Annotated in this window: 3 protein-coding genes; all 3 read left to right on the forward strand. The window is 71.6% G+C overall.

Annotation, left to right across the window (positions count from 1 at the left end; genetic code table 11):
• Positions 1 to 6,849, forward strand: a 6,849-nt coding sequence (locus ACAM49_RS07815; RefSeq protein WP_369634774.1) for an amino acid adenylation domain-containing protein, incomplete at its 5' end; no start/stop codon positions are given.
• Between the two features lie 231 nt (positions 6,850 to 7,080).
• The gene (locus ACAM49_RS07820; protein ID WP_369634775.1) at positions 7,081 to 21,918 is read left to right on the forward strand and encodes an amino acid adenylation domain-containing protein; all 14,838 of its coding nucleotides are present in this window, start codon (positions 7,081 to 7,083) and stop codon (positions 21,916 to 21,918) included.
• A gap of 160 nt (positions 21,919 to 22,078) precedes the next feature.
• Positions 22,079 to 23,071, forward strand: coding sequence for an alpha/beta hydrolase (locus ACAM49_RS07825; RefSeq protein WP_369634809.1), 993 nt, complete (start codon positions 22,079 to 22,081; stop codon positions 23,069 to 23,071).
• Positions 23,072 to 23,201: the final 130 nt, after the last annotated feature.

The following is a 23,201-nucleotide window of genomic DNA, read 5'->3' on the forward strand; positions in this document are numbered from 1 at the left end:
GCCCACCCCATCTCCTACGCCGACCGCATCCGGCCGCTGACCGAACAGCACCTGGCCTACGTCATCTACACCTCCGGATCCACCGGCAAGCCCAAGGGCGTGGCCATCACCCACGCCGGCCTGGCCGGACTGGCCGCCCGCCGGGAAAGCCGTGCGGTGACCGGGGACTCGCGCATCACCCAGCTCACCACCCCGAGCTTCGACTTCTCCATCGTCGAGATGCTCTACGCGTTCACCGCCGGGGCGACCTTGGTCGTGGTGCCGCCGGACGTGTTCGGCGGCCAGGAACTGAGCGAACTGCTGCGGCGCGAGCGGGTCACCCACATCTGCATCACCCCGGCCGTGCTGGAATCGCTGGATCCGGCCGTGCCGGAGGATCTGCAATCGATCATGTGCGGTGGTGAACGCGTCCCGCCCGCGCTGGTGGACCGCTGGATCACCCCCGACCGCGACTTCTATATCGAGTACGGCCCGACCGAGGTGACCGCGCTGTCCACCGGCACCGGCCCGCTGGAGCCGGGCGGCGGCACCCACATCGGCACGCTGCTGCCGGGCATCGGCGCGTACGTCCTGGACGCGGGCCTGCGGCCGGTGCCGCCGGGCGTGGTGGGCGAGCTGTACCTGGCGGGTCCCGCGCTGGCCGAGGGCTATCTGAACCGGCCCGTGCTCACCGCCGAACGCTTCGTCGCCAGCCCGTACGGTGAGCCCGGCCAGCGCCTGTACCGCACCGGCGACCTCGTCAAACGCCTGGAGAACGGCAACTTCGAACACCACGGCCGCACCGACTTCCAGGTCAAGATCCGCGGCCTGCGCATCGAACTCGGGGAGATCGACAGCGCCTTCGTCGCGCATCCCGACGTGGATTTCGCGGTCACCCTCGGCACCACGCTGCCCACCGGTGCGGCCGCGCTGGTCACCTATGTGCTGCCGAGTCCCGGAAAGACCCTGGACACCGCGGAATTGGCGGCCTTCGCCGGAGAATCCCTGCCCGCGTACATGGTTCCCGCCGCGATCATGGTGCTCGACGAGATCCCGCTGACCCCGGTCGGCAAGGTGGACCGCGAGCGACTACCCGAGCCGGTGTTCAATACCCGCGCATTCCGGGCACCGGCCACCCCGGCGGAACGCGCCATCGCCGAGGTGTTCTCGGGCCTGCTCACCCCGCCCGACGCCGAGCCGCTGCGCGTCGGCTCCGACGACGACTTCTTCGAACTCGGCGGCAACTCGCTGCTCGCCACCCAGGCCGTGGCCCGCATCGGCACCGCCCTCGGCACCCGGGTGCCGGTCCGTGTGCTGTTCGAGGCCTCCACGGTGGCCGACCTCGCCGCGCTGCTGGCGGGGGAGGAGGCGGCCGAAACCGCCACGCCCGCACTGGTTCCCGGGCCGCGCCCGGATCGGGTGCCGCTGTCCTACGCGCAGCAGCGCATGTGGTTCCTCAACCGCTTCTACCCCGACAGCGCGGTCGACAACGTGCCGCTCGCGGTGCGGCTTTCCGGCGAACTCGACCTCGACGCCATGCGCGCCGCGGTGCGCGACCTGGTGGAACGGCACGAAGTGCTGCGCACCGTCTACCCGGAGGTCGACGGCGAGGGCTATCAGCAGGTGCTGCCGCTCACCGATGAGCGTGCGGTGCCCGAACTTTCGGTCGAGGACATCGACGCGGCCGACCTGACCGCGCGCGTGATGGCCATCGGCGGCGCCGGGTTCGACGTCACCGCCGCCCCGCCCATCCGGTTGAGCGTGCTGCGGCTCGGGCCCGGCGAACAGGTCCTGGTCGGCGTGGTGCACCACATCTCCGGCGACGGCTTCTCCATGGGACCGCTGACCCGGGACCTGGTGACCGCCTACGTGTCCCGGACCTCGGGCACCCCGCCGCGGTGGGAGCCGCTGCCCGTGCAGTACGCCGACTACACGCTGTGGCAGCGCGCGGCCCTCGGCACCGAGGACGACGAGAACTCCACGCTGTCCAAGCAGATCGCGTACTGGCGCGAGACCCTCGCCGACCTGCCCGACGAACTGGCGCTGCCCGCGGACCGCCCGCGCCCGCCGGTCGCCTCCTTCCGCGGCAGCACCTTCCGCTTCGAACTCGCCGACGACGTCTACGCGGGCGTGCGCCGGCTCGCGCGCGGCCACAACGGCACCACCTTCATGGTGGTGCACGCCGCGCTCGCGGTGCTGCTGGCCCGGCTGTCCGGCACCCGCGACATCGCCGTCGGCACCCCGGTTGCGGGCCGCGGCGAGGCCGCGCTGGACGACCTGATCGGCATGTTCGTCAATACCCTGGTGCTGCGCACCGATGTCGATCCGGCCGCCGGATTCGCCGAATTGCTGGGCGGGGTCCGCGAATCCGATGTGCGCGCCTTCGGCCACGCCGACGTGCCCTTCGAACGCCTGGTGGACCTGCTCGAACCCGCGCGCTCGCAGGCGCGCAATCCGCTGTTCCAGGTCATGCTGTCGTTCCAGAACCTGGCGCCCGCCGAATTCCGGCTGCCCGGCCTCACCGTCTCCGGCACCGACCTCGAGGTGCCCTTCGCCAAGTTCGACCTGCAGCTGACCGTGCAGGAGACCGTCGACGCGCGCGGCGACGGCACCGGCATGGCGGCCGAATTCTCTTACGCGCTGGACCTTTTCGACGAGCCGACCATCGCCGCCTTCGCGCAGCGTTTCGCCCGCGTGCTGGAGCTGGTCGCCGCCGATCCGGCCGCCCCGGTCGGGGATCTCGACCTGCTCTCGGCCGAGGAGCGGGCGCGGGTGCTGACCGACTGGAACACCACCGGCTTCGATGTGCGTGCCGCCGTGGGCCTCCGGAAGGACCTCGCGCCGACCCTGGTATCGATGTTCGAGGCGCAGGTCACCGACACCCCCGAGGCCGTCGCGCTGGTCTTCGAGGACGAACGCCTCACCTACCGGGAACTGTCCGAGCGTGCCGACCGGCTGGCCCGGGAACTCGTCGGCAGCTACAGCGTCGGGCCGGAAACCCTGGTGGCCCTGGCCATCCGGCGCTCCACCGAGCTCGTGGTCGCCATGTACGCGGTGCTCAAGGCGGGCGCGGCGTACGTGCCGCTGGATCCCGAGCAGCCCATCGACCGCAATGAGCACATCCTCGACACCGCCCGCCCGCGCCTGGTGCTGACCACCTGGCGCGACGGCTTCGGCAGCGGGAGCGGCATTCCGACCCTCTTCGTCGAGGAGGCCGAGGAGCGGGCGCGGCAGCGGCCCGCCGGGCGGCTCTCGAACGACGAACGGACGCAACCGCTTCGGGGCGAGCACACCGCCTACGTCATCTTCACCTCCGGCTCCACCGGACGGCCCAAGGGCGTCGTGGTCAGCCACGCGGCCATCGTCAACCGCCTGGTGTGGATGCAGGCGCAATACCGGCTCACCTACTCCGACGTGGTGTTGCAGAAGACCCCGGCGACCTTCGACGTGTCGGTGTGGGAGTTCTTCTGGCCCTTGCAAACCGGTGCGCGCCTGGTGGTCGCCAAGCCGGACGGCCACCGCGATCCGGTGTACCTGGCGCAGGCCATCGCCGAACACGGCGTCACCACGGCGCATTTCGTGCCCTCGATGCTCACGGTGTTCCTGTCCACCCTCGGCGGCGAGATCGCGCCGGACGGACTGTCCCTGCGGCAGGTGTTCGCCTCCGGTGAGGCGCTGCCCGCGCCGACCGCGCACCGGTTGCGCGAGCTTACAGGCGCGCGGCTGCACAACCTGTACGGCCCCACCGAGGCCGCGGTCGACGTCACCTATCACGAGGTGACCGATGCCGACACGGTGTCGGTGCCGATCGGTCGTCCGGTCTTCAATACCCGTCTGTACGTGCTGGATTCGCGCCTCAACCCGGTCGCGCCCGGCATCGCGGGCGAGCTGTACCTGGCCGGTGACCAGCTGGCCACCGGCTATGTGGCCCGCCCCGACCTGACCGCGGACCGCTTCGTGGCCAACCCCTTCGGCCACGGCGAGCGCATGTATCGCACCGGCGACCTGGTGCGCTGGAACGCGAGCGGCGAGGTGGAATACCTGGGCCGCACTGACTTCCAGGTGAAGCTGCGCGGCCTGCGCATCGAACTCGGCGAGATCGAGGCCGCGCTGCTGGCCCAGCCCGGCGTGGCCAACTCGGTGGTCGTGGTGCGCACCGACCCGCACGCCGGCGATCAACTCGTCGGCTACGTGGTCCGCGAGCCCGGCGTCGCCGTCGATCCGAGCGCGGTGAAAGCCGCATTGACACAGTCGCTTCCGGCGTACATGGTGCCGACGGCCATCGCGGTGCTCGACGGGTTCCCGGTCAACGCCTCCGGCAAGCTGGACCGCAAGGCCCTCCCGGCCCCGGTGTTCGAGGCCAAGCGCTTCCGCGCACCCTCGACGCCGCTCGAGGAGATCGTGGCGGGCGTGTTCGCGGAACTGCTCGGCGCGGACCGGGTCGGCGCGGACGACGACTTCTTCGACCTGGGCGGCAACTCGCTGGTCGCCACCCGCGCGGTATCGCGCATCAACGAGGCCCTGGACGCCACGGTCACGGTGCGCGAACTCTTCGAGACCGCAACGGTTTCCGGGCTGGCCGCGCGCATCGTGCCGGGCGCGGCCGCCGGTGCGCGCCCGCCGCTGGTGGCGGGGGAGCGGCCCGTCCGCGTGCCGCTGTCGCTGGCGCAGCAGCGCATGTGGGTGCTCAACCAGCTCGATCCGGAGTCCCCGGCCTACAACATCCCCATGGTCATCCGCCTGACCGGAGCGCTGGACATCCCGGCCCTGGCCCAGGCCGCCGAGGACCTGCTCACCCGCCACGAGGTGCTGCGCACCCGCTACCCAGAATCCGCCCCGGGCGCACCGGCCTACCAGGAGATCCTGTCGGTCGCCGAGGCGCTGCCGGGCGGGCTGGTGGTGGAGCGCGCGCACGACATCGGGGCGCGGGTGCGGGAGCTGGTGCTGGCCGGATTCGATGTGGCACAGCAGGTTCCGGTGCGGGTGCGCCTGCTCACCGGCGACGAGCCCGACGACTACCTGCTCATTCTGGTGGCCCACCACATCGCCGCCGACGGCGCCTCCTTCGCGCCGCTGGCCCGGGACCTGGTGACCGCCTACGTGGCCCGCACCGGGGGTGAGGCCCCGGGCTGGGCGCCGCTGCCGGTGCAGTACGCCGACTTCGCGCTCTGGCAGCGCGCGGTCATCGGCTCCGACGCCGACGAGAACTCGCTCGCCGCCGCGCAATTGGCGTACTGGCGCCAACAGCTGGCCGATCTGCCCGCGCGCGGGCCGCTGGCCCTGGACCGGCCCCGCCCGGCCGCACCGTCCATGGCCGGTGCGCTGGTCGACTACGTGGTGCCCGCCGAGATCCACGCCGAACTCAATCGCATTGCGCGCAGCCACAATGCGTCGCTGTTCATGGTCATGCACGCCGCCCTGGCGGTGCTGCTGGCCCGCATGTCCGGCAATCCGGACGTCGTCCTCGGCACCGCGGTCGCGGGCCGCGGCGAACGGGTGCTGGACGGCCTGGTCGGCATGTTCGTCAATACGCTCGCCCTGCGCACCGCGGTGGACCCCGCCGCCTCCTTCGACGAACTGGTGGCCGCCGCCCGCGAAACCGACCTGTCGGCCTTCGCGAATGCCGATGTGCCCTACGAGCGCGTCGTGGAGGCGGTCGCACCCGCCGGCAGCCGCACCGAACCGCTGCTGCAGGTGGTACTGGCGCTGCAGAACAACGAGGTGGCCGAGCTCGAACTGGCCGGGCTGACCGTCTCCGGAGTGGACGCCGACCTGGCCGCCGCCAAGTTCGACGTGCAGATCGGCGTCGAACCGCACCCGCCCGCCGCCGACGGCACCCCCGGCGACCTCGCCATCGTGTTCTCCTACGCCACCGAGCTTTTCGACGAGTCCACCATCGAGGCGCTGGGCGCGCGCCTGCTGCGCATCCTCGCCGCGGTGGCAGCCGACCCGCACATGCCGGTGGGTGATATCGACCTGCTGGACGCGGCCGAACACGCCCGCGCCCAGGCGCTGCCCGCGCCCGCGCCGGTGGCGGCGACCACCGCCTACGGCACCGCGCTGCCGCAATCGCTGGCGGCCACGGTCGAGGACGATCCGGACGGCCCCGCCCTGGTGTGGGGCGAGGAGGCGGTGTCCTATCAGGAGCTGGACGCCCGCTCCTCGCGGCTGGCCCGCTTCCTGATCGGGCGCGGCTGCGGACCCGGCACCGGCGTGGCCGTGCGACTGGATCGCGGCATCGATCAGGTGGTCGCCACCTGGGCGGTGCTCAAGGCCGGTGCGACCGTGGTGCCGCTGATCTCGGCGGACCGGCTGCCCCCGGCCGGACTGGATGTGAAGGTCGGTCTGACCACCGGACATCCGGCCGCCGCGCCCGGCATCGACTGGCTCGCCCTGGACGACTCGGGGGTGGCCGCGGAGATCGCCGCCGAATCCGCCCGCCCGGTCACCTACGCGCACCGCACCCGCGCCCTGCGCGGCGACGACATCGCCTTCGCCGCACCCGGGCGCGCCCAGCTCAGCTATGACGCCATGACGGGCCTGGTGGACCGGATTCGCGCCGGATCGGAACTGACCTTCGAGGCCCGCACCTACTGGCCGGGTTCGGCGGACCATCCGTTCGCCGTGCTCGAGGTGATCGCCACCGGTGGCGTCGGCGCGTCAATGGTGCTGGCCGAGCCCGATTCCGACCTCGCGGAGACGCTCGCCGAGGAATGGGTCACCCATCTCTTCGCCGAGAATCAGGTGTTGAGCCGGGTGGATCCCGCGGAACTGGACGATCTCGCGGCCGTCGTGGTGGACCGGCTCCCGGTCCCGGCGGCTTGGGACGGGCGTACCGTTCTTGCCGTCGACCCGGCCGGGGAGGCGTGATGAGCTCCGGCTGACGCGCCCGGAGTAGCTCTTCCGCCCGCAGGACTGAATACTCCTTGGGGGAACCCCGCGTGACTCCGCCTCGGACCGAGGCGAAAGTAACGCGGCCTGCGCGAATCCGATGAAGGTTGTCGGTGCGCGCCGCGGTTGAGCATTAACGGACAGGATGAGGACAAGCTGCATGATTCGGGTGGTCGGGGACCGGAAGAACGAGTTCGTGGCGGTAGTGGCATGACCCGCACGGCCCGCGTACGCCCCACCCGGACCCGCCGTCCCTCCTCGCCGACCCTGCCGCAGCTGCTGGCCACCGCCGTGGAGGCCAACCCGGGCGGCATCGCCGTCGCCCTCGCCGACGCGACCGGCACCCTCGCGCGGCTCGGCTACGCCGAACTGGACGAGCGCTCCACCCGCCTGGCCCGCCTGCTCATCGACCGCGGCGTCGGTCCCGAGGATCTGGTCGCCGTCGCGGTGCCGCGCTCGCTGGAGTCGGTGCTGGCCGTGTGGGCGGTCGCCAAGACCGGTGCGGGCTTCCTCCCCGTGGACCCGAACTACCCGGACGACCGGGTGCGCCACATGCTCACCGACTCCGGCGCGGTGCTCGGCCTCACCGTCGAATCCCGTCGCTCCGCGCTACCCGGCCTGGTGTCGTGGCTGGAACTGGACGCCGACGAACTGGATCGGGCCGCCCAGACCTACTCGGTCGATCCGATCACCAATGCCGACCGGGTGCGGCCGCTGCGCGCCGAGCATCCGGCGTACACCATCTACACCTCCGGCTCGACCGGTCTGCCCAAGGGCGTCGCGGTCACCCACACCGGCCTGGCCGCGCTCAGCGCCGAACAGCGGGAGCGATTCGCGCTCACCGCGCAGTCGCGCGTGCTGCAGGTGGCCTCGCCGTCCTTCGACGCCTCGGTCTTCGAGCTGCTCATGGCGGTCGGCTCCGGCGCGACCCTGGTGGTCGCGGCGCCGGAGGTCTACGGCGGCGACGATCTGCGGGCGCTGCTCGCCCGCGAGGCCGTCACCCACGCGGTGATCACCCCGTCCGTGCTCGCCTCGATCGATCCGGCGGGACTGGACGCGCTGGGCCTGGTGCTGGCCGCGGGCGAGGCCTGCCCGCCGGAACTGGTGCGGCGCTGGGCGGTTCCGATCGCGGGCGGGCGGCGTCGCCTGCTCAACGGCTACGGCCCGACCGAGACCACCATCTGGGCCACCTGCGCCGAACTGCTGCCCGACCGTCCCGTCACCATCGGCGGGCCGATTCGCGGTGCGGGCGTGCACGTGCTGGACGAGCGGCTGCGGCCGGTCGCGCCGGGCGTGGCCGGTGAGCTGTACGTGGGCGGCGGGCTGCTGGCCCGCGGCTATGTGCTGCGGCCGGATCTGACCGCGGCCCGGTTCGTCGCGAATCCGTTCGAGGACAACGGTTCCCGCCTCTACCGCACCGGCGACCTGGTGCGGGTGACCGCCGACGGGGAGCTCGAGTACCTGGGACGCAACGACTTCCAGGTCAAGATCCGCGGTCTGCGCATCGAGCTCGAGGAGATCGACGCGGTGCTCGCCGGGCACGAGAGCGTCGACTTCGCCGTCACGGTGGGCCGCGAGATCCAGGACCGCGCAACGGTTCTGGTCTCCTACGTGCACGCCGCGCCGGGCGCGCGGGTGGACGTCGAGGAGCTGGCCGCGCTGGCCGAGCGCGCGCTGCCGCCGCACATGGTGCCCGCCACCATCGTGGCGCTGGACGAGATCCCGCTGACCCCGGTCGGCAAGCTGGACCGCGACGCGCTACCCGAACCCGAACTGCCGCAGACCGAATACCGCGCCCCCGAGACCCCGGCCCAGCAGGCCCTCGCGCAGGTGCTGACCGAGGTGCTGCGCCTCGAGCGGGTCGGCCTGGACGACGACTTCTTCACCCTCGGCGTGGATTCCATCACCGCCATCCAGATCGTCTCCCGGGCCCGCGCCCTGGGCCTGGGCTTCAAGCCCAAGGAGATGTTCGCCGCGCGCACCGTGGCCGCGCTGGCCGAGCTCGCGGTGCCGGTCGAAGACGCCTCGGCCACCGAGGAACTCGCCACCGGACCGCTGGTCGAGCTGAGCGCCGCGGACGAGGCGCGACTGCGCGAGCGGTACCCGAACCTGTCGGAGGTGTGGCCGCTCACCCCGCTGCAGTCGGGCATGCTGTTCCACGCCCAGCTGGCCGAATCCTCCGTCGACGCCTACATGGTGCAGTTCGCCCTCGACGTGGCCGGCGAGATCGACGTGCCGCGCGTGCACGCCGCCGCCCGCGCCATGTTGGACCGGCACGTCAACCTGCGGGTGGTCTTCGGCGAGGACGGCGCGGGCAATCCGCTGCAGCTCGTGCTCGACGACGTCGAATTGCCTTGGCAGTACCTGGATCTCAGCGATCGGGTGCCCGCCGAGGCGGTCGCCGAGACCGACCGGCTGATGGCCTTCGACGTGTCGCGGCACTTCGACATGAGCGCCGGGCCGCTGCTGCGCGTCACCCTCTACCGCACCGCCGCCGACCGCTACCGCCTGTGCGTCACCAGCCACCACATCCTCGTCGACGGCTGGTCGCTGCCGCTGCTGATCCAGGACATGCTGCTGCTGTACGCCGCCGACGGCGACGGCTCCGCGATCCCGGCGATCCGGCCCTACCGTGACTACCTGGCCTGGCTGGCCGCCCGCGACCACGGCGCCGCGCGCGAGGCGTGGCGCGAGGCGCTCAGCGGTTTCACCGAGCCGACCCCGCTGGCGGCGGTCGACCCGTCGCGCGAGATCACCGCGGGCATCGGCGAAGTCGCCTTCTCGCTGTCCGAAGCCGAGACCGCGGCGCTGACCGAGCTCGCGCACCGCGCGGGCGTCACCCTCAATACGGTCGTGCAGACCGCGTGGGGTCTGCTCATCGGGCGCGCCACCGACCGCGACGATGTGGTGTTCGGCGCCACCGTGTCCGGGCGGCCGCCGCAGCTGGCGGGCATCGAGACCATGATCGGGTTGTTTCTCAACGCGATTCCGGTCCGGGTGCGCCTGAACCCGGGGGCCACCCTCACCGAGGTGCTGCGCGAGCTGCAGGACGAGCAGGCCGCCCTGCTCGACCACCACCATGTCGGGCTGGGCGAGATCCAGGAGATCGCCGGGGTAGACGGGCTTTTCGACTCCATCGTGGTGTTCGCCTCCTTCCCGGTGGACGAGCAGTCCCTCGACGATGCCGCCGCGCCCATCGACGGCGCGGGCATTCTCGGCGCGTCCACGGTCAACGGCACCCACTACCCGCTGACGGTCATGGTGTCGCCGCGCGGCAAGGGCCTCGGCTTCGGCCTCAAGTACCTGCGCGACCTGTTCACCGAGGATGCGGCACAGGCCATCGCGCAACGGCTTTCAACGCTGCTGAGCCGCATCGCCGCCGAGCCGGAGGCCAGGGTCGCCGTGGTGGACGCGCTGCTCGAGACCGAGCGCCGGGAGCTGGCGGCGGTCAACGCCACCGAAGTGCCCGAGCTGCTGGACGATTCGACGCTGCTGACGCTGTTCGACGCCCAGGTGGCGCGCGACCCCGACGCCCCGGCGATCATGTTCGGCCGCACGACCCTGACCTACGCCCAGCTCGACGCCCGCTCCCGCCGCCTCGCCCAGGAACTCACCCTGCGCGGTGTCGGCCCGGAATCCCGGGTGGCCGTGGCCATGCGCCGCGGCATCGACCTGGTGGTGGCCATCTACGCGGTGCTGCGCTCCGGCGGCGCGTACGTGCCGGTGGATCCCGACCATCCGGCCGAGCGCAACGAGTACGTGCTGGCCGGTGCCGCGCCGGTGTGCGTGCTCACCCGCGCCGCCGACGACTTCGAAACCGCCTCCGGCGTACCGCTGTTCTTCGTCGACGCGCTCGCGGGCGCGGACCCGCTGGTCGAGGTGGCGCCCGCCGAGGTGCGGCCCGACAATGCCGCGTACGTCATCTACACCTCCGGCTCCACCGGCCGCCCCAAGGGCGTGGTCATCACGCACCGGCAGATGGCCAACCAGTTCCGCTGGGCCCAGCGCACCTACCCGCACCGGCCCGGCGACGTGGTGCTGCACAAGACGCCCATCACCTTCGACATCTCCACCTGGGAGCTGTTCTGGCCGTTGCAGACCGGTGCGGCCGTGGTCATCGCGGAACCGGACGGGCACCGCGATCCGGCCTACATCGCGAGCCTGATCGACGAATACGCGGTCACCTCGGTGCATTTCGTACCGTCGATGCTCGACGCCTACCTCGACGGTGCGGCCCGGCGGCATCCGTCGCTGCGCTGGGTGTTCGCCGCCGGTGAGGCGCTGTCGGCCGAGAGCGCCGCGAAATTCGCTGCCGCCCTGCCGGATACGGAACTGATCAACTGGTACGGCCCGGCCGAGGCCACCGTGGTCACCGCCCACCCGGCCGAGCGCGCGCACGGCGTCGCGGTGCCGATCGGCAGCCCGGTCGCCAATACCCGGGTCCTGGTGCTGGATCGGCAGCTGCGGCCGGTGCCCGTCGGCGCGGCCGGTGAACTCTATGTCGCCGGTGTGCAGTTGGCGCGCGGCTACCTGGGCGCCCCCGCGCTGACCGCCGAGCGCTTCGTCGCACACGAGGGCGGGCAGCGGCTGTACCGCACCGGTGACGTGGTGCGCTGGGTCGCCGACGGTGACGGCCACGCGCTGGAATACCTGGGCCGCAGCGACTTCCAGGTGAAGCTGCGCGGTCAGCGCATCGAGCTCGGCGAGATCGAGACGGTGCTGCTGGCGCATCCGGACGTGCACCGCGCCGCGGTGAGCCTGGTGCGCGCCGAGACCGGCGACCGCCTCGTCGCCTACGTGGTGCTCGAGTCCGGCGCGCAGGTCACCGACGCCGAACTGCTCGCGCACACCCGCGAATCGGTGCCGTCCTACATGGTGCCCTCGGCCGTGGTGCGGCTGGAAGCCATGCCGCTCAACGCCTCCGGCAAGCTGGACCGCAAGGCGCTGCCGGTGCCGGAGTTCCAGGCCCGCGAATACCGCGAGCCCGCCACCGCCGCCGAGCGGACCGTGGCCGAGATCTTCGCGGCCGTGCTGCACCTCGAGCGCGCGGGCGCCGACGACGACTTCTTCGAACTGGGCGGCAACTCCCTCAATGCCACCCAGGTGGTCGCCCGCCTGGGCGCGGCGCTGGGCACCCGCGTGCCGGTCCGCGTGCTCTTCGAGCAGCCCACCGTCGCCGAGCTGGCGAAATCCTTGGGCGCGCTGGCCGATTCGGGTGTCGCCCCGCTGCGGCCCATGCCGCGGCCCGAGCTGATCCCGCTGTCCTACGCGCAGCAGCGCATGTGGTTCCTCAACCGCCTGGACACCGACGCCGCCACCTACAACCTGCCGATCGCGCTGCGCGTCACCGGCCCGCTGGACGTGCCCGCGCTGGCCGCCGCCGTGGCCGACCTGGCCACCCGGCACGAGGTGCTGCGCACCCTCTACCCCGAGCACGGCGGTGTCGGCCACCAGGTGGTGCTGCCGGTCGACGCGCCCGGCGCGCTGCCGTCGCTGCCGGTCATCGAGGTCACCGAAGCCGATGTGGCCCAGGCGGTCTCGGAGATCGCCTTCGCGCCCTTCGACGTGACCGCCGCGCCGCCGCTGCGGCTGCGGCTGCTGCGCCTGACCGAGCAGGACCACGTGCTGGTCTGCGTGGTCCACCACATCGCCGGTGACGGCTTCTCCGCGGGCCCGCTCACCCGCGACCTGATCACCGCCTACCTGGGTCGCGTCCAGGGCGGGGAACCGCAGTGGACGCCGCTGCCGGTGCAGTACGCCGACTACGCGCTGTGGCAGCGCGAAAGCCTCGGCGACGAGCACGATTCCGGTTCGGTGCTGGCCCGCCAGTTCGACTTCTGGCGCACCACCCTGGCCGGGCTGCCCGACCAGCTGGAGCTGCCGACCGACCGGCCCCGCCCCGTGGTCGCCTCCGGGCGCGGCGCGGTGCACGCCTTCGATATCGACCCGTACGTGCACGCCGCCCTGAACCGGGTTGCGCAGCAGCACAATACGACGCTGTTCATGGTGCTGCACGCGGCCTTCGCGGTGCTGCTGGCGCGGGTGTCCGGCACCCGCGACATCGCCATCGGCGCCCCCATCGCGGGCCGCGGCGAGGCCGCGCTGGACAACCTGATCGGCATGTTCGTCAACACCCTGGTGCTGCGCACCGAGGTCGACCCGAACGCCAGCTTCTCCGACCTGCTGGCCGCCGTGCGCCGCACCGACCTGGCCGCCTTCGAGCATGCCGACGCCCCGTTCGAGCGCATCGTGGAACTGCTGGATCCGCCGCGCTCGCAGGCCCGGCACCCGCTGTTCCAGGTCTCGCTGACCCTGCAGAACATGACCCCGGCGGTCTTCGAACTGCCCGGCGTCACCGTCTCCGACGTGGACCTGACCGTGCCGGTGGCCAAGTTCGACCTGGATCTGGCCCTGGTCGAGCGCACCACCGCCGACGGTGTGGCACAGGGCATCTCGGCCGGCTTCACCTACGCCACCGACCTGTTCGATCCCGAGTCCATGGACCGGCTGGCCGAGCGCCTGCGCCGCACCCTGGTCGCGGTTGCCACCCATCCCGAGCGGGCCGTGGGCGACTTCGACCTGCTGGCCGTGGACGAGCGCCAGCGGGTGCTCTCGGACTGGAACGCCACCACCGTCGACATCGCCGCCGGGCTGCCGCGCGCCGCGAGCACCACCCTGGTGTCGCTGTTCGAGATCCAGGCGCTGCGCACCCCCGACGCGGTCGCGCTGGTCAGCGGCGGTGAGCGGCTCACCTACGCCGAGTTCGCCGCCCGCGTGCACCGGCTCGCCCGCCGCCTCATCGCCGACGGGGTGGGGCCGGAATCGCTGGTGGCCGTGCACATCCGGCGCTCGGTCGACTTCGTGGCCGCCATCTACGCGGTGGTGACCGCGGGTGGCGCGTACGTGCCGGTGGATCCGGACCAGCCCGCCGAGCGGCTGGCCCATGTGCTCGACACCGCGAATCCGGTGTGCGTGCTGACCACCTCGCGCGATGCCTTCGACGCCGGTGACTACCCGGTGGTCGAGGTCGACACCGCCATTCTCGCCGGGTACCCGGACCATCCGGTCAGCGATGTGGAACGTCGTGCGCCGCTGCATCCGCAGCATCCCGCGTACGTGATCTTCACCTCCGGCTCCACCGGAAAGCCCAAGGGCGTCAGCGTCTCCCACGCCGCCATCGTCAATCAGATGACATGGATGCAGGCGGAGTACCAGCTCACCGGTGCGGATGTGTATCTGCAGAAGACGCCGAGCACGTTCGACGTGTCGCTGTGGGGCTACTTCATGCCGCTGCGCGTTGGCGCGACGCTGTTGCTGGCCGCGCCCGACGGGCACCGGGATCCGGCGTACCTGACCGATCTGATCGAGCAGTACGGCGTGACGGTCACCGACTTCGTGCCGTCGATGCTGAGCGTGTTTGCCGCGCAGGGCAATCCGGAGCGCCTACGGGAGGCGTTGCGGTCGCTGCGTCAGGTGTATGTGATCGGTGAGGCCTTGCCCGCTGAGACGGTCCGCGCGTTCGGTGCCGTGAGCGAAGCCGAGCTGCACAACCTGTACGGCCCGACCGAGGCCGCGGTGTCGATCACCTACCGGGATGTCACCGGTGAGGTCGATCGCATCGTGATGCCGATCGGTCGTCCGGAGTGGAACAGCCGTGTCTACGTGCTGGATTCGCGTCTGCACCCGACTCCTCCGGGTGTGGCGGGTGAGCTGTATCTGGCCGGTGTCCAGCTGGCCCGCGGCTACGTGGCGCGCCCGGACCTCACCTCGGATCGCTTCGTCGCCAACCCGTTCGGGCGGCGCGGTGAGCGCATGTACCGCACCGGCGACCTGGTCCGCTGGGACGACAGCGGCGACAATGCCGAGCTGGTGTACCTGGGCCGCACCGACTTCCAGGTGAAGTTCCGCGGTCAGCGCATCGAACTCGGCGAGATCGAGGCCGCGCTCACCGCCCACGACTCGGTCAGCCAGTCCGTGGTGGTGCTGCATTCGGCCGAGCACACCGGCGACCTGCTGGCCGCCTACGTCGTGCCCGCGGTGGTCGGCGCCGATCAGTCGGCCGCCGACGCGGTCGACCAGGAGGCGCTGCGCGCGCATCTGGCCTCGCGGCTGCCGTCCTACATGGTGCCCTCGGCCATCGTGGTGCTCGCGGAGTTCCCGCTCAACACCTCCGGCAAGCTGGACCGCAAGGCCCTGCCCGCACCGACTTTCGAGGCTCGCGCCTTCCGCGCCCCGGTGACCCCGGTCGAGCAGATCGTGGCGGCCGTCTTCACCGAGATGCTCGGCCTCGAGCGCCCGGTCGGCCTGGACGACGACTTCTTCGCACTGGGCGGCAACTCGCTGGTCGCCACCCAGGTGGTCGCCCGCCTCGGCGCGGCCCTCGACAGCCGCGTCCCCGTGCGCCTGCTGTTCGACGCCCCGACGGTGGCGGCGCTGGCCGCCGCCCTGGAGTCGGCCACCGGCACCGGCCGCATGCGGGCCCTGGTGGCCGGGCCGCGCCCGGAACGGATTCCGCTGTCCTCGGCGCAGCAGCGCATGTGGTTCCTCAACCGCTTCGACACCGAATCCGCGGCCTACAACATTCCCGCCGCGGTCCGGCTCTCCGGCGCGCTGGACGTCGACGCCCTGCGTGCCGCGGTATCGGATGTCGTTGCCCGCCACGAGATCCTGCGCACCATCTACCCCGAGACCGACGGCGGTCCGGTGCAGGTGGTGCTGTCGGCCGCCGACGCCGCACCCGAACTGGAGCTGCGCCGGGTCACCTCCGAGCAGGTCACGGGCGGGGTGCTCGCGGTGGCGTCGCACCTGTTCGACGTCACCACCGAGGTGCCGCTGCGCATCGCGCTGTTCGAGATCACCGACGCCCCGGGCGAATACGTGCTGGCGCTGGTCATCCACCACATCTCCGGCGACGGTTCCTCGGTCACGCCGCTGACCCGGGACCTCATGCTGGCCTACGCCGCCCGGTCCATGGGCGTCGAGCCCGCCTGGCAGCCGCTGCCCGTGCAGTACGCCGACTACGCCATCTGGCAGCGCGAACTGCTCGGCGACGAGAACGATCCGGAATCGCTGGCCGCCAAGCAGATCGGCTACTGGAAGCAGGCGCTGGCCGGACTGCCCGACCAGCTCGACCTGCCCTCGGACCGACCGCGCCCGGCCGTGCAGTCCTTCCACGGCGGCCGCGTCGATCTCGACCTGCCCGCCGAAACCCACCGCGCGCTGGCGGAATTGGCGCGCCGGGAGGGCGCGACCCTGTTCATGGTCGTGCACACCGCGCTGGCGGTGTTGCTGGCCCGGCTCTCGGGCACCGACGACATCGCCATCGGCACCCCGATCGCGGGCCGCGGCGAGGCCGCCATCGATGACCTCATCGGCATGTTCGTCAACACCCTGGTCTTCCGGACCCGGGTGGACGCGGGCGCGAGCTTCACCGAACTGCTGGCGCGCCAGCGCGAAACCGACCTGGCCGCCTACGCCCACGCCGACGTGCCGTTCGAGCGCCTGGTCGAGGTGCTCAACCCGGTGCGCTCCACGGCCCGGCACCCGCTGTTCCAGGTGGGCCTGTCCTTCCAGAACCACACCCAGTCGGCGCTCGAACTCTCCGACCTGAAGGTCGCGGGCCTCGAGATCGACACCGAGCTGTCGCAGTTCGATCTGCACCTCATCGCCGCCGACCGGTACACCGAGACCGGTGAGCCCGCGGGCATCATCGGCGGATTCACCTACGCGACAGCGCTGTTCGACAAGGCGACCGTCGAGGGCTTCGTCGAGCGCTTCGTGCGTCTGCTCGGCAGCGTCGCCGCCGATCCGGGTACCCCGGTCGGCGAGGTGGAACTGCTGGCCGCCGACGAGCGGACCCGAATCCTGCGGGGCTGGAACGACACCCGGCACGAGGTGGACACCAGCGCGACGCTGGCCTCCCTGCTCGACCGGACCGTCCAGGCCCATGCGGACCGGATCGCGTTGGTCGCCGACGGCGAGGGCGAACTGACCTACGCCGAACTCGACGCCAAGGTGAACCGGCTCGCTCGGGCCCTCATCGAGAGCGGCATCGGCCCGGAAGACCGGGTGGCGCTGGCCATTCGCCGCTCCACCGATCTGATCGTCGCCATGTACGCGGTCACCAGGTCCGGTGCGGCCTACGTGCCCGTCGACCCGGACCAGGCCGCCGAACGCGTCGGCCACATCCTGGAGACCGCGGCGCCCAAGGCCGTATTGACGACGGCGGCAGTCGGTTTCGAGACCGAACTGGCCGAGGTGGTCCTGATCGACGAGCTGGACCTGTCCGGCTACTCGGCCGAGCCGATCGCCGACGGCGAGCGGGTGCGCGCGCTGACCGCCGCCGACACCGCGTACGTCATCTTCACCTCCGGTTCCACCGGCCGCCCCAAGGGTGTGGCGCTGCCGCACGGCGCGGTCGTCAACCAGTTGCTGTGGAAGACCGCGGAATTCGGTCTCGGCATCGACGATGCCGTGCTGCTCAAGACCGCCGCCACCTTCGACCTCTCGGTCTGGGAGTTCTGGTCCGCGGCCGTCTCGGGCGGTCGCCTGGTCATCGCGGAGCCCGAGGGCCACCGCGATCCGGAGTACCTCAACGCGCTCATCGCGCGCGAGTCGGTGACCACCCTGCACACGGTGCCGTCCATGCTGGACGCGCTGCTGGCCGAATCGAATTCGGCCACCGGACTGGGCGCGCTGCGGCGCGTGCTCGCCATCGGCGAGGCCCTGCCCGGCGCGGTGGCACAGCGGTTCCGGACGGCGTTCCCGGCCGTCGCGCTGTTCAACCTCTACGGCCCGACCGAGGCCGCGGTGTCCATCACCAACCACGCCGTCACCGAAGCCGACCAGGTCGCGGTGCCGATCGGCGCGCCGGAATGGAACAGCCGCGTCTACGTGCTCGACGCCCGGCTGCGGCCGGTGCCGGTCGGGGTGCCGGGCGAGTTGTACCTGGCCGGTGCGCAATTGGCGCGCGGCTACTTCGGACGCCCGGACCTCACCGCGGACCGCTTCGTCGCCGATCCGTTCGCCGACGGTGAGCGCATGTACCGCACCGGTGACCTCGTCGCCTGGAACGCGGGCGGCGAACTGGAGTACCGGGGCCGCACCGACTTCCAGGTGAAGATCCGCGGCTTCCGCATCGAACTGGGTGAGATCGAGGCCGCGCTGCTGGCGTTGCCCGAGGTCGCGCAGACCGCGGTGCTGGCCAAGCGGGACGAGCGCACGGGTGACCGCCTGGTCGCCTACCTGGTGCCTGCCGGCGCGGAACTCGATGTCGCGCGGGTGAAGTCGGAGCTGTCGGCGGCACTGCCGTCCTACATGGTCCCGGCCGCCTTCGTGGTGCTCGACGCCCTGCCGCTGAACGCCAATCTCAAGCTGGACCGCAACGCGCTGCCGGATCCGGAGTTCGAGGCCGCCGAATACCGCGCCCCGGGCTCGCCGCTGGAGCAGACCGTGGCCGATGTCTTCGCCGATGTGCTGGGCCTGGAACGGGTCGGCGCGGATGACGACTTCTTCACCCTCGGCGGCAACTCGCTGCTGGCCACCCAGGTGGCCAGCCGGCTGCGCGCACTCACCGGCGCCGAGGTGCGGGTCGCCTGGTTCTTCACCGCGCCGACCGTGGCCGGACTGGGCGCCCGGATCGTGGCCGCGCTCGAGGGCGCGCACGACTACGACTCGAATTCCGAAGCCGGACTTCAGATCGTGCTGCCCATCCGCGGCACGGGCACCCGGACGCCGATCTTCTGCGCCCCGCCCATGTCCGGAATGTCGTGGTGCTATGCCGGTTTGGCGCGCTTCCTCCCCGAGGACCAGCCGCTGCTCGGCCTGCAATCGCCAGCCCTCACCGAAACCGATTGGGACCCGGCCACCCTCGACGACGTGGCCCGGCGCTACGCCGCCGAGATGCGCAAGGTGCAGCCGGAGGGGCCCTACCGGGTGCTCGGCTACTCGCTCGGCGGCAACCTGGCCCAGGCCATCGCCGCCGAACTGGAGGCCAGCGGGCAGCGGGTCGATCTGGTCGCCATCCTGGACGCCTACCCGGGCGCCTCGACCGACTTCCGCACCTCCATCCTCGACGAGTTCGCCACCATCGGCGTCGGCCCCGAGGCCTTCCCGGACGGTGATCTGCTGAATCTGGGCGACGACGCGCTCGCCGCGCTACACGCCGCGATCCCGGCGGACCTCGGCATCCTCACCGAGGACCGGCTGCGCCGCATCTACCGCGGCGCGGTGCGCAGCCTGGTGATGGAGAACGAGTACCGGCCGCGGCCCTTCAGCGGCCGCGTCGAGCTGTTCCGCGCGGAATACCGCAGTGCCGGTGTGCCGCAGGCGATGTCGTCCGCCGACTGGCGGCCGTACGTCAGCGGGGACATCGAGGAGTACCCGGTCCCGGGCACGCACCAGATGATGACCACCGCCGAATCCCTGGCTGTCATCGGACCGGTGCTGGCCACCCTCATCGATCGCGCCGACGCCGGAGTCGATATGGCCGACAACAGCAGTGCCGTCGTGGTACCCGAGAACAAGGTCGAGGAGCCGGGCGGCACGCTGACCGAGCTCATGGCCGCCGCCGTCGAGTCGAATCCGACGGGCGCGGCGGTCGTCATCCGCGGCCGCGCCTTCACCTACGCGCAGCTCGACGCCGAATCCTCGCGCCTGGCCCGGGTTCTCATCGAGCAGGGCGCGGGACCGGACAGCCGGGTGGCGGTCGCGCTGCCCCGCTCGGTCGCGCTGGTGCTCGCCGCCTGGGCGGTGGCCAAGTCGGGCGCGGCCCTGGTGCCGGTCGACCCGGCCGATGGCCGCCGCGTCCTCGACAGCCGTGCCACCCACGGCCTCACCCTGGGCGCGGCGGCGCGCACACTGCCGCCGCTCGCCGGCGGGCTGGACTGGATCGTCGTGGACGATCCCCGGGTAGGCGCGCTGGTCGAATCCCGTTCCGCCGCACCGGTCACCGACGCCGACCGCGCCGCACCCGTCGAACCCGGCCACCCGGCCTGGATCGACTATCCGGCCGATCGCTTCGGCGAGGTCGTGCTCACCCAGTCCGACCTGCACGGCATTGCCGAGCGGGCCCGGCGCTCCGGCCTCGGCCGGGAGGCGCGCGCACTGTATCTGGCGGCCGCGGGCTCCGGCCTGTCCCCGCTGGAACCGGTGCTCCCGCTGGGCGCGGCCGCCGCGCTGGTGGTCGCGCAGCACCGGGACTACGGCACCGCCGAACTGGTGGATCTGATCAGCGCCGAGGGCGCGACCCACGCGGTGCTGACCGCCGACATCCGGACCGGGCTCGACCATGCCGCGCTCACGGACATCCAGGTCATCGCGGCCGAGGACCTTATGACCGCGCCGGCCGAATCCGCCTCCGCCGCCGAGGATTCCGCCGAGCCCGCCTGGGCCACCACGGCGGTGCTGCCGGTCATCCGGCCCGAAGATCTCGCGCGGCCGGTGAAGCTGCACGATCCGGAACAGCCCGGAGCCGCGGTCGATTCGGCCCCGGAGCCCGACATCGAGCCGGAAGCCGCACCCGACGTCGCCTTCAAGCTCGACTCGGACACCGAAGCACCGGAAACGGCTCCGGCCGAACCGGAAGCCGTCGAGTCCGAGCCGGAAGCAGCGGCGTCCGAGCCGGAAGCGGTTGCGGCCGAACCGGAATCGCCCGCCCCCGCGCCGATCCCCGCCGTCTCGGAACCGGCCCCGCGCACACCCCAGCCGATCGTGCCCGTGAACCAAGGCCCGAGACTGACCGCGGTGGGCGAGGTTTCGGCGCTGCCCGCCGGGGCCATGAGCCTGCTCGAGGTGGAGCCGTCGGGCATCTGGGTCCGCGCCATCACCCTCGATATCGCCGCGGGCATCTCCGGCACCCGGGTCCGCCGTTCGGTGGCCACCCTGCTGGACCGGCATCCGGGCCTGTGGGCGCGGCTGCGCCGGACCGGCGATTCGGTCGCCCTCGATATTCCGGCGCAGCAGCCGCGCGGCGCGGCCGTGGTCTGGCAGATCGACCCCAATGTGGAGGCCGTCGGCGATCCCATCGAGGCCGTGATCCACGCCGCCGCGGCCGAATTGGACCCCGAGAAGGGGTACAACATGCGCTTCGTGCTGGTCGAGAACCCGCCCGCGGACGGCGAGCCCGAGGACCGGCCCGCCGCCGTGCTGGTGGTGGTCGCCAACGGCCTGGTGGTCGACGACACCTCGTGGCGCACCGTCATCGAGGACCTCACCGCCTCCTGGTCCGGCGGCCACGCCACCCCGCCCAGCGCGGACGCGCACCCGCTCGGCATCGCCCGCTCGCTCGCACAGCGCGCAGTCGCTCCCGACACCATCGCCGAATTGGACTGGTGGCGTAAGGCGCTCGCCGGAGTCTCCGAGGGCGTATCCCCGGACCGGGTGCTCGGCGACGCCGAATCCGGTGGCCGCGGCCGCGTCTCGGTCTCCATCACCGGGGAGGGCGCGGCGGCCGTCGACGCCGTCGCCCGCCGCTACGGGGCCAGCATCGACGATGTGCTGCTGGCCGCGCTGGCCGCCACCCTGCTCGACCCGGCCGCCGAAACCCTGCGCGACACACTGGGTTCGGTGGTGCGACTGATCGCCGACGGTCGCACACCGGGCGATGACGCCGGGCAGCGCACGGTCGGCGCGTTCAGCACCGCCTACCCGTTCGCATTGCGGCTCGAGGGCCTCTACCTGGCCGAGGTGCGCTCCGGCGGTCCCGGCGCGGGCACGGTCATCGAGCAGATCCGCGATCGCGTCCGGGAGGTGCCGTCCGGCGGCGTCGGATTCGGGCTGCTGCGGCACCTGAACCCGGAGACCGTCGCGGAGATCGCGGTGCTGCCGGCCGGCCGCATCGGTTTCCGCTACCGCGATCTGCGCCCGGCCCGGGTCTACCCGGAACCGGTCGCCGACGACCTGTACCTCGACGTCACCGTGGACACCAGTCAGGACGGGCTCATCGCCCGCTTCGACTTTGTGGGCGCGGTGCTCGGATTGGACCAGGTCAAGCAACTGGTGGAGGGCTGGGTGCAGGCACTCGGCGGACTGGCCGAACACGGCCGATGACCCTGCGGCCCGGCCGATGGGTTTGGCGTATGGTCTGTCGGGGGCCGAATTCGACACGAGATGAAGGTGCAAAACATTGATTCGTCGACATGTCCGGAACGGGCGGCGCGGGTTGCGGGCCGCGGCCTTCCTCGCTGCCACCGCGGTTCTCACCGGTCTCATGGCCGGCGTCGGTGGCGGCACCGCCTCCGCCGACCCGATCATCGACGGCAAGAAGCTGCTGGCCGATCCGGTGTCGGCGGACGGTTCCAAGATCACCAAGGCCGAGATGAAGGATGAGCGGAACATCCGCCTCTACGTCTACTCCGCGGCCATGGGCGCCACCTACCCGGTCGATGTGCAGCGGCCCGCCGACGCCTCGGTGCCGCGCCCGACCCTGTACCTGCTCAATGGCGCGGGCGGCGGTCAGGACGACGCCTCCTGGGTGAAGAAGACGAACATCGTCGGCGGCTTCCTCGGCGACAAGAACGTCAATGTCGTGCAGGTCATCGGCGGCAAGTGGTCCTACTACCAGGACTGGGACAACGACGATCCGGTACTGGGCCGCAACAAGTGGACCACCTTCTTCAGTGAGGAACTGCCCCCGCTGATCGATGCCGCCCTGGGCACCAACGGCGTCAACGCCGTCGCGGGCATCTCCACCTCCGGCACCACCGTGCTGACCCTTGCCGAGGCCCGGCCGGACCTGTACAAGTCCGTCGCCGCCTACTCCGGCTGCGCGCAGATGGCCGACCCGCAGGGTCAGGAATTCATGCGCCTGACCGTCGAGACCTGGGGCGGCGGCAAGCTCGAGAACATGTACGGTCCGTCGAACTCGCCGGAGTGGGCCGAGCACGATCCGGTCATCAATGCCGAGAAGCTGCGTGGCATCAACCTCTACATCTCCTCCGGCAGCGGTCTGCCCGGCCAGTGGGACACCCTCAACGGGCCCTACACCCTGCCCGGCGGCTACGGCCTGGCCAACCAGCTCATCATCGGCGGCGTCATCGAGGCGGGCACCAACTACTGCAGCCACAACCTGGCGAACAAGCTGAACTCGCTGGGCATCCCGGCCACCTACAACTTCCGGGCCACCGGCACCCACTCGTGGGGCTACTGGAACGACGAGTTCATCAACTCCTGGCCGGTGCTGGCGCAGGGCCTCGGCCTCTAGCCGAAAGTCCACTGGGACAAAACAATCGACCGCCCCGGCGTAGATACGCCGGGGCGGTCGGCTTTTCTATACCGGCCTTGCGGTTATGGGTAAGGTCACAGCTTGGTAGGAGGGGCTAAACAAAAAGTTC

This window comes from Nocardia sp. JMUB6875 (assembly GCF_041154655.1).
Taxonomy (GTDB): Bacteria; Actinomycetota; Actinomycetes; order Mycobacteriales; family Mycobacteriaceae; genus Nocardia.

Excerpts from the sequence above, each read along its gene's own strand:
- ACAM49_RS07825 (WP_369634809.1), top strand. The coding sequence starts at position 22,079 with ATGGCCGGCGTCGGTGGCGGCACCGCCTCCGCCGACCCGATCATCGAC.
- ACAM49_RS07820 (WP_369634775.1), top strand. The coding sequence starts at position 7,081 with ATGACCCGCACGGCCCGCGTACGCCCCACCCGGACCCGCCGTCCCTCC.